Genomic DNA, 12446 nt, shown 5'->3' with positions numbered 1-12446 from the left:
CCGGGGACGCGGCCCGCATCCCACAGAACGGAGGCCGGAGGCAGATCGACCCGGCGCCCACTGCTCTGCCCCGGGCCAGCGCCCGAGGGCGCTGAACCGGTCGACACAGGGACCGGGTGTCTTCGCTGAGGACAGCACACTCCCGCTCGGTTTGCCAAGCCTTGTGCCACCCCCGCGGGCGTCTTGAGTCCACCGAGGGCTACGGGGCGAGACGTTGGCGCATGGACCTGAGTGCACGCGCCATGGCGAGACTGCTCACGGCTCGGCGAGGCTGGGCGGCATGACGACACCTTGCAGCAGCCACCAGGACTCCTCCTCGCAGCGCCTGCCCGCCGTCGCCGTGGTCGGCGGGCACGGCAAGACCGGTCGCCGCATCGCCGCGAAGCTCGAGGCCCTCGGCCACGACGTCCGGGTGCTCGGGCGCCGCGCGACCCCCGCCTTCGACTGGGCCGCGCCCGAGGGCTGGGCGGAGGCACTGGCTGGTGCATCGGCGGCGTACGTCGCGTTCGCGCCCGACCTGGCCGTGCCGGGCGGACCGGACGCGGTCACCGAGCTGACCCGGGTGGCCCTCGGCGTCGGTTGCCAGCGGGTGGTCCTGCTGTCGGGGCGCGGGGAGGCCGAGGCGCAGCGGGCGGAGCGGATGGTGCTCGAGGCGTGCCCAGCGGCGACGGTCGTGCGGTGCGCGTGGTTCGCGCAGAACTTCACCGAGACCGACTTCGCGGAGCTGGTCCGCGGCGGGTCGTTGACCCTGCCGGGCGGGGAGGCGGCGGAGCCGTTCGTCGACGTCGAGGACATCGCCGACGTGGCGGTGGCCGCGCTGACCGACGCCACGCACGCGGGGGAGGTCTACGAGCTCACCGGTCCGGCCGCCCTCACCCTCGGCGAGGTGGCCGCGGTGCTGTCGGCGGTGGGTGGCGCACCCGTCGGCTACGTCCCGATCTCGCTGGCCGACCTCGAGGCGGGCCTGCGCGCAGACGGGGTGCCCGAGGAGGTCGTCGGGCTGATGGGCTTCCTCTTCGGGAGCGTGTTCGGGCGCAACCCGTCGGTCGCGGACGGCGTACGCCGGGCACTCGGCCGCCCGCCGACCGACCTGCGCACGGCGCTGGTCCGCGACCGCGAGCGGGCGGCGGCGTCGATGGTGTGACGCGCGCTTGGCGCGGACCAGCAGACTCGTGAGGTGGCCACCCCGGAGCCGAAGACGTGCGCGTCCTGCGGGCGGCGCATCGAGTGGCGCAAGAAGTGGGAGCGCGACTGGGACGCGGTGCGCTACTGCTCGACGGCGTGCCGGCGGCGCGGGGTGAGCGACACCGACCGGCGGCTGGAGGAGCAGATCCTGGCGCTGCTGGGCCGTGGTCGGAGCACGACGATCGGTCCCGAGGACGCCGCGCGGGCCGTGGGCGGCGCGGACGGTGCGCGCGAGCTCGACGAGCCGGCGCGGCGGGCCGCGCGGCGGCTCGTCGCCAGCGGGGACGTGGTGATGGTGCAGGGCGGGCGCGTGGTCGACCCCTCGACCGCGCGGGGCGCCGTTCGCCTGAGGCGGGCCTGACGCCGCAGGCGCTAGCGGATCGTCCCGGCGCCGGGGATGAGCGGCAGGTCGAGCGGGGTCACCCAGCCGGGGTCGAGGTCGTTGACGGCGGGTACGGCGTTGAGCGCGCGCATGCCGGTGGCCAGGCAACCGGCCACCGCGGGGGCGCGGCCGGAGCCGTCGGTGAAGCGGAAGGCGGTCTCCTGGCTGATCGAGGGCGAGCCGTCGATGTCGACGCGGTAGACGTCGTCGCCGGAGCCTGTCGGCCAGTCGGGGGCGGCGTCGAGGCCGATGCGGTTGACGTGCTCGAGCGTGATGACGTCGCGGCCGTCGAGGACGCCGTTGATGGTGAAGCGGATGGCGGCGACGTCGCCGGCGCGGATCGTGCCCTTGGCCGAGGGGCGGTCGGTGGGGGTGACCCACTTCTCCCAGGTGGTCGTGATGTCGGCGAGCACGACGCCGGCGGCGTGGGCGATCATCGGCACCGTCGCGCCCCAGGCCATGACCAGCAGCTCGGGGATCTCGAGCAGCGCGGTGTACGACGGGGGCCGGCCGATGCCCATCTCGTCCTCGTAGTCGCCCTCGTAGTCGGTGTAGTCGAGCAGCTCCGAGGCGCGAACCGAGCGCACCTCGCCGCACAGGCCCATGAGGGTCATCGGGAACAGGTCGTTGGCGAAGCCCGGGTCGATGCCGGTGGTGAAGCACGACGCCCCGCCCGCGGCGCAGGCCTCGGTGATGGGGTCGACCCAGTGCGCTGGGGTCTGGGCCATCTCCGGCCAGACCCAGGGCGTCATGGCGGTCGAGCAGACGTCGATGCCGGCGCGCAGGAACGCCGAGATGACGCGGATGTTCTCGTCGGCGTGCTGGGCGGTCGGGCCGTAGTGCACGACGGCGTCGGGCCGCAGCGCGACGAGCTCGTCGACCGAGTCGGTGGCCAGGACGCCGGTGCGGGCCTCCAGCCCGGCGATGGTGGCGGCGTCGAGACCGACCTTGTCGGGGTGGGAGACGCCGACGCCGACGAGCTGGAAGTGCGGGTGGCGGACGAGCTCGGCGAGCACGAGCTTGCCGACCACGCCGGTGCCCCAGAGGACGATGCGCTTCACCGGTCGAACGCGTCCCGGACCTGGCGCTCGCTGAGCCCGTAGTCCTTCAGGGAGTAGGAGTGCTTCGGCGCCGCGGAGCCGCTCTTGGCCTCGGTGTCGATGTCGCGGATCGCGGCCTCGACCGAGGGCGTCCAGTCGAGCCCGAACTGCTCGTAGATGCCGCGGGTGACCCCCAGCGGGTCGTCGCGCAGGTCGGCGAAGGCGACGTCGGCGAACTGCGCCTCGTCGTACGCCGGCCGCGCGTCCCAGAAGGCGTGGAACGCACGCGACCACAGCGAGAGCTGGGTGTGGCCGATGACGCCGCCGACGTAGGTCTCGGAGTGCCCGGCCGTGGTCTCGGCCGACAGCGAGCACGACGAGGCGAGGCAGGTGACCGGGTCGCGGTGGGTGTAGACGATGAGCGCGTCCGGGTAGACCGTCATGAGCGCGTCGAGCGCAGTCATGTGCGAGGGGTTCTTGAGGATCCAGCGCCTGTCCTGGTCGTTGAGGCCGACGAGCTGGAGGTTCTGCCGGTGGCGCTCGTAGGCGTCGACCCACGACTGCCGCTGCAGCCACTGCGAGTAGCGCGGCAGGTTGGCCAGCGACTCGTAGGAGTTCGACTTCCCGGTCTGGCGCAGCAGCCGCCAGCACTCCTCGACCGTGGTGGCGTCCATGTAGTGGATCCCCATGAACTCCGGGCTCTCCACGTGGTGCGCGGCGAACCCCGCCTGCATGGTCTGGAAGACCGGGTCGTCCGCCCACGTCTCGCGCGGCGGGCGCGGCTGGGGGTACTGCGTCAGCCACATCTCCAGCCCCTGCGTGGAGGGGTCCGCGTGCAGGTAGCGGTGCAGCGCGGTCGTGCCGGTGCGTGGCAGGCCCATGAGGAAGACCGGCCGCTCGATCGGCACGTCGGCGTACGCCGGGAAGCGGGTGAACGCCGCCTGGGTGAGCAGCACGCCGACCAGCGCCGACTTCACCTCGGCGCGCTGGAAGTAGTTGCCGCGCGGGGTGAGCCCCGCCTCCGGTGAGGCCAGGTCCTCGACGAGGACGCGCAGGCCCTCCTCGTGCAGCCCGGAGCCGAAGTCGTCGAGGCCGGTGGTCCGCACGGCCGCGGCGGCGATGTCCTCGTAGGAGCCGACGTCGGCCCGCTCCCGGGTCATCACGTTCTGGTTCACGGACTCAGTCGTGGAACTCACCGCAATCGACGGTCAGCATCTGGCCGGTGACGGCGGAGGCCAGGTCGGAGGCCAGGAACAGCGCGGCGCGGGCGACCTCCTCGGGCGAGGCCAGCCGCTTGAGGTCGGTCGGCGCGGCCTTCTCGGCGTACACGTCGTCGTGGGTGGTGCCGGCCTCGGAGGCGAGCCAGTCGAAGTAGCCCTTGTTGACGTCCTCGTAGATGTAGGACGGCGCCACCGAGTTGACCCGGATCCCGCGCGGGCCGAGCTCGGTGGCCAGCGAGGAGGCCAGGTGCTCGAGCGCGCCCTTGGACAGCTTGTAGCCGGCGTACTCCGGCTGGGAGCTGAAGACCACGCAGGAGTTGAGCATGATGACCGACCCCCTCGACGCGGCGAGGGCGTCGGCGAAGAGGGTGGTCAGGCGCAGCGGCGCGAAGACGTTGGTCTCGTTGGCCGCGCGCAGCGCGTCGAGGGGGATCGTGGTGAGCGGGTCCATGGGCGGGATGCCGAAGGCGTTGTTGATGAGGCAGTCCACCCGGCCGAAGTGCTCCAGTGTGCGGTCCACCAGCGCCTGGACCTGGGTCTCGTCGGTGATGTCGGTCGGTACGACGAGCGCGCGGCGGCCGTGGCCCTCGACGACCTCGGCCATCTTCTGCAGCCGCCGCTCGGTCCGGCTGACCAGCACCAGGTCGGCACCCATCCGCGCGGCCTCGGCGCCGAGCGCCCGGCCCAGCCCCGGGCCGACCCCCGACAGGACGACGACCTTGTCGCGCAGCAGCGGGACCGGCTCGTAGCGGTCCTCGATCGAGGTGTCGTGGTGGGCGGAGGTGGTGGTCACAGCGGCCCAGACTAGAACGTGTTCCAGTTTCCGTACAGCGCCGGATCGTCCGGATCCCGGCGTACGGTCGCCTCGTGGCCGAGCACGAGATCAAGGCGCTGACCCTGGACACCTGGCCGGACTACGTGGCGCTCAACGAGCGGATGGGCGGGCTCTTCGGCGGCTGCTGGTGCGTCCACTTCCACCACGGCGTCGCCGACGGCCGCGGCGAGGACGAGCCCAACCCCGACTTCAAGCGGCGCATGGTCGAGGCCGGGATCGCCCACGCGGCGCTGGTGTACGACGGCCCGGACGCGGTCGCGTGGGCGACCTTCGGGACGCCGGGGGAGCTGCCCAACATCCACCACCGCAAGCAGTACGACGCGGAGACCGCCGCGCCGCCGGACTGGCGGATCACCTGCATCCGGGTGGCCAAGAGCCACCGCAAGCAGGGCTACGGCCGGGCCGCGCTGCGCGGGGCGGTCGACCTCATCGCGCAGGCCGGCGGCGGGACCGTCGAGGGCTACCCGCACGACATGGCCACCCGCGACCCGGCCAAGAAGATGAGCGACTCGTTCCTCTACAACCTGACCCGCACGGCCTACGAGGACGCGGGGTTCACCTACGTCCGGCCCAAGGGCCAGCAGAACTGCGTGATGACCAGGGACGTCGCGGCCCGCTAGGCCCGCGCACGGTTCTCGCCGGCCCGCCGCTCCAGCACGCTCCGCTCGCCGGCGTTGCGGGAGCGGTCGGCGGCCTCGGCGAACGCCGCGGCGGCCTCGCGGTGCCGGCCGGCGCGCTCGAGGAGGTCGCCGCGGACGCTCGGCACGAGAGGGGAGCCGGCCAGGGCCGCGGGGGCGACCGCATCCAGCACGGCCATCCCGGCGGCCGGCCCGAACGCGCGACCGTGCGCGACCGCCCGGTTGACCTCGACGACCGGGCCCGGCGCGGCGACCGCGAGGGCGTCGTACAGCGCCGCGATCCGGCGCCAGTCCGTCGGCTCTCGGGTGTGCTGGGCGGCGATGGAGGCCTGCAGGAAGTAGCGCCCGACCGGCGTGCCGCCCGCGGCGATCGCCTCGGCCCGGGCCAGGGCCGCGAGGCCGCGGCCGATCAGCGCCCGGTCCCAGAGCGTGCGGTCCTGGTCCTCCAGCAGCACCGGGCGGCCGTCGGGGTCGAGCCGGGCCGGCAGCCGCGAGGCCTGGAGCTCGACCAGCGCCTGCAGCCCGTGCACCTCCGGCTCGGCGGGGGCGAGCTCGGCGAGCATCCGCGCCAGCCGCACGCCCTCGTGCGCCAGCTCGGGCCGGGTCCAGCTGTCGCCGGAGGTGGCGGCGTACCCCTCGTTGAAGACGAGGTAGACCACGGCCATCACGTCGTCGAGCCGCTGCTCACGCTCCGCGCCGGCGGGCAGCTCGAAGGTGGCGCCGGCCTCGCCCAGGGTGCGCTTGGCCCGCGAGATGCGCTGCGCCACCGCAGACTCGGCGGCGAGGAAGCCGCGGGCGATCTCGGCCGTGGTCAGGCCGCAGACCAGCCGCAGCGTGAGCGCGGCGCGGGACTCCGGGCTCAGGGCGGGGTGGCAGGTGAGGAAGACCAGCCGGAGGACGTCGTCCTCGATGTGGTCGACCTGTGCGTCGAGGTCGCTCATGTCCTGCCGCTCGTCGAGGGCCAGGAGGGCCGTCTTGCGGCGGAGGTTCTCCGCACGCCGGAACTGGTCGACGCCGCGGCGCTTCGCCGTGGTCATCAGCCAGGCGCCCGGGTTGGCCGGTACGCCGTCGCCCGGCCACGACTCGAGGGCGGCCACGAGGGCGTCCTGGGCCAGGTCCTCGGCCAGGTCGACGTCGCGGGTCATCCGGGTCAGGGCCGCGACCAGGCGGGCCGACTCGGCCCGCCAGGTCGCGGTGATCGCCTCGGTGGACTCCTGCGCCGGCACGCAGGCCAGCGTAGGAGCCCCGACGACAGGAGGCTCAGGCCTCCGGCGGGCCGTCCGCGATCTGGCGCATGGTGGCGACCATCGAGCACTCCGGCCAGTGCGTCGCGTGCAGCTCGGCGAACTCCTGCTGGCCCGCGACCGCCTCCTCGACGGTGTCGTACTGCATGATCGCCCAGCCTCCGACGACCTCCTTGGCCTCGGCGTACGGGCCGTCGACGCGCGTGACCTCGCCGGCGCGGACCACGAAGTTCACGGCGTCCTCGGTGCCGAAGAGGCCGCCGCCGTCGAGGAAGACCCCCTTGGCGGCCTGCTCGCCGATGTAGACGTCCATCGCGTCCATCAGGGCCTGGGGCGGCATCCCGCCGCCCTCTTCCATCCGGACGAATCCCATGAAGCGCGGCATCTCGATCTCTCTCCCTGCTCGGTGCTGCTCGGTGGTGTTCTCACCTACGCGTCGAACGGCGGCGGGCCGCTTCGACACCGCCTCGGCAGCAATATGTCAGGAGATCCTCCGGCGCGCGGTGGAGCGCGCGGGCGCGGTGCTGCGGCAGGCGGGATTTCTGTCGGGAGGGCTTCCCACCGCCGTGTGACGTGTGCAACACTCGCGCACCGGCCGACCGAGCGATCGCTCGGTCGGGCCGGGGACGGAATGACCAAGCACCGGGACATGGAGGAGCGGGCGTGACGCTGGGGGTGGACTCGTCGCCGAACGACGTGCGCGAGGCGTTCGAGGAGTGGCTCATGCGGTTCGCCCACGGCCTGGCTGCGGCAGACACCGCGGCGGTGCTGGACCTGGTCGACCGCGACTGCTGGTGGCGCGACCTGCTGGCGCTGAGTGGGGACCTCGAGACCTTCCACGGCCCGGAGCGGATCGCTGGACTGCTCGACGCGCACCTGGTGAACGCCGCGATCAGTGACGTCGCTCTGGTCACCGAGTTCGGCCCGCGGTTCGTCCCCGAGGACGGTGGCCCGGGCACGGTGGAGGGGTTCTTCACCTTCGAGACCCCCCGGTCGTGGTGCCGTGGGGTGGCGCGGATCCGGCACGAGGACGGTGCCTGGCGAGCCTGGACCGTGATGACGGGCATGGAGGACCTGAAGGGCCACGAGCGTGCCCTCGGTCCCCGACGGCCGACCGGGCCCCGTCACGAGGTCGGTGCGACCACCCAGCGCAACTGGCGCGACCAACGCGAGGCGTCGCTGGCCTACGCCGACCGAGATCCCGACGTGGTCATCCTCGGCGCCGGGCAGGGCGGTCTGGCGCTCGCCGCCAACCTCCGGCTGATGGGGGTCGACGCGCTGGTCCTCGAGAAGAGTGAGCGGGTCGGCGACGGCTGGCGCAAGCGGTACCACTCCCTGGTCCTCCACGACCCCGTGTGGGCCGACCACCTGCCCTACCTGCCCTTCCCGCAGTCGTGGCCGATCTACTCGGCGAAGGACAAGATCGCCGACTGGTTCGAGTTCTACGCCCAGGCCATGGAGCTCAACGTCTGGTGTGCGGCTGAGATGACGCAGGCGACCTACGACGAGGACGCACACCGCTGGACGCTGACCGTGCACACCCCCGGAGGGGAGCGCACGCTCAGCCCGCGCGACGTCGTCCTGGCGACCGGTGCCGCGGGTGAGCCCAACGTCCCCGACTTCCCCGGTCGGGACCTGTTCCAGGGCACCGTCTACCACTCGAGCCGCCACGGCTCCGGCGGCGACTGGTCGGGGCGCAAGGCGATCGTGGTGGGCGCCTGCAACAGCGGGCACGACATCGCCCAGGACCTCCACGAGGCAGGCGCCCAGGTCACGCTGGTGCAGCGCTCCTCAACCCACATCATCAGCCAGGAGAACGGCATCCCGGCGATCTTCGGTGCCAACTTCACCGAGTCCGGCCCGCCCACGGAGTACTCCGACCTGCTGGCCAGCGCCTATCCCTGGCCGCTCGTGCTCGAGGGCGCGAAGCAGGGGGTCAAGGACACAGCCGAGAAGGACGCCGCCCTGCTGGCCTCGCTGGAGGCGGTCGGCTTCAGGCTCAACGACGGGCCGGACGGCACCGGTCTGATGGGCTTCGCCCTGGCGAAGGGCGGTGGCTACTACATCGACGTCGGCGCCTCAGGGCTCATCGCGAACGGCAGCATCGCGCTCGCCCAGGGGTCCGGGCTCGCGGAGTTCACCGATTCCGGGATCCGGCTCGCCGACGGTCGCGAGCTCGAGGCCGACCTGGTCGTGCTCGCCACCGGCTACTCCAACATGCGTGAGACCGCACGACGCCTCTTCGGGGACCAGGTGGCCGATCGGCTGCCGCTGGTCCTCGGCATCGGCGAGGACGGTGAGATCGGAGGCCTCTACCGCCGGACCGGCCACCCCGGCTTCTGGTACATGGGCGGTCCGCTCGCGTGGGTCCGCGTCTACTCCAAGCACCTGGCGCTGCAGATCGCAGCCGACCAGGCCGGGATCTCACTGACCTGACGCTCGGGCGTCACCACACCACACACGGGTCTTCTCGGGACTCTGCACCCCGGCCGTGAACGGCGCGACCCCGCGCCGTTCGCTCACGGTCATCCGAGGAGGGCTGGCACCAGCGCTCACTCACGCCCGGTCCACCAGGCCCGGGTGCGTCGGCAAAGGAGAGAAGATGCAAGTCAGCACCAAGAGGAAGAGAGCGGGCCTCGGCATCGCGCTCCTCTGCGGGCTCAGCCTGGTGGCGAGCGCATGCGGTGGGGATGGGGACTCGGGCAACGACGCGTCGTCGGGCGGTGGGAAGAAGCTCGTCTACTTCATGGCACCGAACACGACGCCGACCCGTTACATCGAGCAGGACGGGCCGGACTTCGCCAAGGCGCTGGAGTCGCTCGACCCGGACATCGAGGTCAAGTTCGTCAACGGCGGCGGTGACTCCGCGAACCAGCTCTCGCAGGCGAACTCCGCGATCGCGGCGGGGGCCAAGGCCCTGGTCGTCGTGGCCGCCGACCCCAACACGAGCGCCGCCATCCTCCAGGCCGCGGACGGTGCCGGGGTCCCCGTGATCGGCTATGAGAACCCTCCGCTCAACGGGCCGATGTACGCCCAGGTCATCTTCGACCCCTACAAGGTCGGTGTGCAGCAGGGTGAGTACTTCCAGAGCCAGGTCGAGGCCGGCGCCTTCGGCGACGGGCCGGTCGACGTGGCCCGCCAGTACGGCAACAAGGGTGACGTCTACACGACCGAGATGCTGCGCGGTCAGGACGAGGTCCTGCAGCCGATGATCGACGACGGCACCCTCAACGTGGTCTGCGAGGACTACATCAAGGACTGGGCGCCGGACAACGCTCAGCAGGCCGCCGACCAGTGCCTGACCAAGACCCAGGGCGACGTCGACGTCTTCCTCGGCTTCTACGACGGCAACGCCTCCGGCATCATCGCTGCGCTCCGGGCCAAGGACGTTCAGATCCCGGTGTACGGCGGCCAGAACCCCGAGCTCACCGGCCTGCAGTACATGCTCACGGGCGAGCAGCAGGACGATGTGCTCAAGGCGTTCTCGGTCGAGGCCGAGGCCGCCGCGAAGATCACCGTGGCCGCGATCAACGGCGACGACCCGCCGTCGGACCTCGTGGCGGACACCGTGAACAACGGCTCTGACGACATCCCGACGGCCAAGCTCGACACCACTCTCATCCACCTCGAGGAGGGGAAGGACCCGGGCGAGGTCGTGCAGCAGGCCGTCGACCTCGGCATCTTCACGTGGGAGCAGATCTGCGACGGTGGCCCGGCCGCCGACACCCCCACGTGCCAGGAGAAGGCGGGCTGACCCGTCACGGTCCGGGGTGGCCGCCCGACGGCGGCCACCCCGCGCACCGGCTCGACGCACGACTGCCATCCAGCCAGGGGAGGGAACACCCATGCCTGAGGTCATCGCGGACCCCGGTGCCGCACCCACGACCGGCCGTGAGCCGCTGCTCGAGCTGCACGGCATCTCGAAGTACTTCGGCGGCGTCCGGGCGCTCCACGAGGTCGACCTCGAGCTCTTCCGGGGCGAGGTGGTCGGGCTGGTCGGCGACAACGGCGCCGGCAAGTCGACCCTGGTCAAGGTCATCTCGGGGGTGGAGCACCCCGACACCGGCGAGCTGCGGGTGCGAGGCGAGGCGGTCCGTCTCGAGACGCCGCGGGGAGCCCAGGCGGCCGGGATCCACACCGTGTACCAAGACCTCTCGCTCTGCGACAACCTGGACGCGGTCCGCAACCTCTTCCTGGGCCAGGAGCTCGCGGGCAGCGTCCTGCGCGGTCGCCCACTCGACCGGCACCGCATGGAGACGCAGGCCCGGGCGCTGCTCGACAGCCTGTCGGTCAAGGTCCGGTCCCTGAGCGCGCCCGTGGGGGGCTTGTCGGGTGGTCAGCGGCAGGGCATCGCCATCGCCCGCGCTCTGGTCTCCGACCCCAGCCTGGTGCTCCTCGACGAGCCGACGGCCGCGCTCGGCGTGTCCCAACGCGCGGAGGTGCTCGAGTTGATCGTGCGACTGCGGGCGCAGGACAGAGGTGTGCTGGTGATCTCGCACGACCTCAAAGACATCCAGGAGGTCGCCGACCGCGTGGTCGTCATGCGGTTGGGCTCCAAGGTCGCCGAGTTCCGGCGCGGCCACTACGGTTCGGGCGACCTGGTCGCCGCGATCACCGGAGCCGACGAGTCCTCCCCGAACCCCGGAGGGAACCGATGAGCGTCGACCAGTCTCCCGTCACTGCGGCCGCCGCGCCAGGTCAGCCGTCCACGCCGCTGCGCTCGCGCATCGCCGGCGGCTTCAGCGGCCCCTACCGGAGCATCCCCGTCCTGATCGTCCTGGCGCTCATCTGGCTCTACTTCTACTCCCAGAACTCGGCCTACCTGACCTCGGCCAACATCACCAACCTCTCCCTGCAGATCGTCACCACCGCGATCCTCGCGCTGGGCGTCGTCTTCGTGCTGCTGGTGGGTGAGATCGACCTGTCCTCCGCGATGCTCTCCGGCGTGGCTGCGACGGTGACCGCCCAGCTCGCGGTCAAGAGCGAGTGGCCCCTCTGGCTCGCGGTGCTCGGTGGCGTGGTCGTGGGGCTGCTCTTCGTCTTCGTCGAGGCGCTGGTCATCGTCTTCGGGGTCCCGTCCCTGATCGTCACGCTCGGCGGCATGGTGGTGCTGCAGGGACTGCTGCTGGTGGTGCTCCCACCCGAGTTCACCATCAACGTCGGTGGGACCGACTTCGCCGAGATCGCCTCCACCCGCATCCCGGCCGGCTGGAGCCTCGCGCTCGCCGCCGCCGGGTGGCTGGTGTTCTGTGCGGTCCGCCTCTCCCGGCACCGGGCGCGTGGCACCGCGGCGGCCCCGACCGCGCTGGTCTCGGTCGGTGTGTCGGCCCTGGTCAGCGGGGTCGTCATCTTCGGCGTGGTGGTCGTCCTGACCCAGGACCGAGGCCTCCCGCTACCCGTGCTGATCCTCGTCAGCATGCTCCTCGTCGGGTCCTACTTCACCACCCAGACCCGGTACGGCAGCCACCTCTACGCCGTGGGCGGGAACCGCGAGGCCGCGCAGCGTGCGGGCATCCCTGTCGCGCGCATGGTCGTCTACTCGTTCCTGGTGCTCGGCGCGTGCTCCGCCGTGGCCGGCGTGGTGGAAGCCTCGCGGCTCCTGGCCGTGTCCAACTCCTCGGGCGGAGGTCCGCTGATGCTCAACGCGATCGCGGCGGCCGTCGTGGGCGGCGCCAGTCTCTTCGGTGGCCGCGGGACGGTGTGGGCGGCGCTGCTCGGTGCGCTGGTGATCGGCTCGATCAACAACGGCGTGCAACTGCTGGGCATGTCGACCGAGGTGCAGAGCTTCGCGACCGGCGGAGTCCTTATCCTGGCCGTGGCGATCGATGTCGTGATCACCCGCGGATCGTTGCTGCCCAACCGCCGATGACCTCTGAGACGACGTCCCGCGTGAGTGAACGGG

Annotated in this window: 12 protein-coding genes; 7 read left to right on the top strand and 5 right to left on the bottom strand. The window is 72.0% G+C overall.

Features of this window, described 5'->3' with window-relative positions; all coding sequences use genetic code 11:
* Nucleotides 1-280: 280 nt before the first annotated feature.
* Both G5V58_RS20660 and G5V58_RS20655 read left to right on the top strand, forming a co-directional pair.
* On the top strand, nt 281-1144 hold the full coding sequence (locus G5V58_RS20660; protein ID WP_165236843.1) for a Rossmann-fold NAD(P)-binding domain-containing protein: 864 nt from the start codon (nt 281-283) through the stop codon (nt 1142-1144).
* A 33-nt stretch (nt 1145-1177) separates the two neighbouring features.
* Nucleotides 1178-1546: a DUF2256 and DUF3253 domain-containing protein gene (locus G5V58_RS20655; RefSeq protein ID WP_165236841.1), complete on the top strand. Its 369-nt coding sequence runs from the start codon at nt 1178-1180 to the stop codon at nt 1544-1546.
* 11 nt (nt 1547-1557) lie between these two features.
* On the opposite strand, the gene G5V58_RS20650 is transcribed toward G5V58_RS20655, so the two are convergent.
* From G5V58_RS20650 to G5V58_RS20640, 3 genes are read right to left on the bottom strand one after another with little or no spacing between them, the layout of a single operon-like run.
* Nucleotides 1558-2628, bottom strand: coding sequence for an NAD(P)H-dependent amine dehydrogenase family protein (locus tag G5V58_RS20650; protein WP_165236839.1), 1071 nt, complete (start codon nt 2626-2628; stop codon nt 1558-1560).
* Nucleotides 2625-3782 (bottom strand): sulfotransferase family protein, encoded by a 1158-nt coding sequence (locus G5V58_RS20645; protein ID WP_230486800.1) that lies wholly within the window; start codon nt 3780-3782, stop codon nt 2625-2627. The genes G5V58_RS20650 and G5V58_RS20645 overlap by 4 nt, the downstream gene beginning before the upstream one ends.
* Nucleotides 3783-3786: 4 nt before the next feature.
* A complete protein-coding gene (locus G5V58_RS20640) occupies nt 3787-4620 on the bottom strand; it encodes an SDR family oxidoreductase (RefSeq protein WP_230486799.1) in 834 nt (277 codons plus the stop codon).
* A gap of 74 nt (nt 4621-4694) precedes the next feature.
* On the opposite strand from G5V58_RS20640, the gene G5V58_RS20635 reads away from it, so the two are divergent.
* Nucleotides 4695-5282 (top strand): GNAT family N-acetyltransferase, encoded by a 588-nt coding sequence (locus tag G5V58_RS20635; RefSeq protein WP_165236837.1) that lies wholly within the window; start codon nt 4695-4697, stop codon nt 5280-5282.
* Here G5V58_RS20635 and G5V58_RS20630 read toward each other — a convergent pair.
* Nucleotides 5279-6526 carry an RNA polymerase sigma factor gene (locus G5V58_RS20630; protein ID WP_165236835.1) on the bottom strand — a complete coding sequence of 416 codons (1248 nt, stop codon included), beginning with the start codon at nt 6524-6526 and terminating at the stop codon, nt 5279-5281. The two genes, G5V58_RS20635 and G5V58_RS20630, sit on opposite strands and share 4 nt — an antisense overlap.
* A gap of 34 nt (nt 6527-6560) precedes the next feature.
* Complete coding sequence (locus G5V58_RS20625; RefSeq protein ID WP_165236833.1) at nt 6561-6929, bottom strand: YciI family protein; 369 nt, start codon at nt 6927-6929, stop codon at nt 6561-6563.
* A 278-nt stretch (nt 6930-7207) separates the two neighbouring features.
* Between G5V58_RS20625 and G5V58_RS20620 the strand changes: the two genes are divergently transcribed.
* From G5V58_RS20620 to G5V58_RS20605, 4 genes are all read left to right on the top strand, one after another.
* Nucleotides 7208-8980, top strand: coding sequence for a flavin-containing monooxygenase (locus G5V58_RS20620; protein ID WP_165236831.1), 1773 nt, complete (start codon nt 7208-7210; stop codon nt 8978-8980).
* Nucleotides 8981-9146: 166 nt separating this feature from the next.
* The gene (locus G5V58_RS20615; RefSeq protein ID WP_165236829.1) at nt 9147-10298 is read left to right on the top strand and encodes an ABC transporter substrate-binding protein; all 1152 of its coding nucleotides are present in this window, start codon (nt 9147-9149) and stop codon (nt 10296-10298) included.
* A gap of 91 nt (nt 10299-10389) precedes the next feature.
* A complete protein-coding gene (locus G5V58_RS20610) occupies nt 10390-11202 on the top strand; it encodes an ATP-binding cassette domain-containing protein (RefSeq protein ID WP_165236827.1) in 813 nt (270 codons plus the stop codon).
* Nucleotides 11199-12413 (top strand): ABC transporter permease subunit, encoded by a 1215-nt coding sequence (locus G5V58_RS20605; RefSeq protein ID WP_165236825.1) that lies wholly within the window; start codon nt 11199-11201, stop codon nt 12411-12413. The genes G5V58_RS20610 and G5V58_RS20605 overlap by 4 nt, the downstream gene beginning before the upstream one ends.
* Nucleotides 12414-12446: the final 33 nt, after the last annotated feature.

This window comes from Nocardioides anomalus, from assembly GCF_011046535.1.
Lineage (GTDB): Bacteria > Actinomycetota > Actinomycetes > Propionibacteriales > Nocardioidaceae > Nocardioides > Nocardioides anomalus.
This window is presented reverse-complemented; position numbering and strand designations above follow the sequence as displayed.

Coding starts and splice junctions, on each gene's coding strand:
- G5V58_RS20610 (WP_165236827.1), top strand. CDS start 10,390: ATGCCTGAGGTCATCGCGGACCCCGGTGCCGCACCCACGACCGGCCGT.
- G5V58_RS20605 (WP_165236825.1), top strand. CDS start 11,199: ATGAGCGTCGACCAGTCTCCCGTCACTGCGGCCGCCGCGCCAGGTCAG.
- G5V58_RS20625 (WP_165236833.1), bottom strand. CDS start 6,929: ATGCCGCGCTTCATGGGATTCGTCCGGATGGAAGAGGGCGGCGGGATG.
- G5V58_RS20615 (WP_165236829.1), top strand. CDS start 9,147: ATGCAAGTCAGCACCAAGAGGAAGAGAGCGGGCCTCGGCATCGCGCTC.
- G5V58_RS20660 (WP_165236843.1), top strand. CDS start 281: ATGACGACACCTTGCAGCAGCCACCAGGACTCCTCCTCGCAGCGCCTG.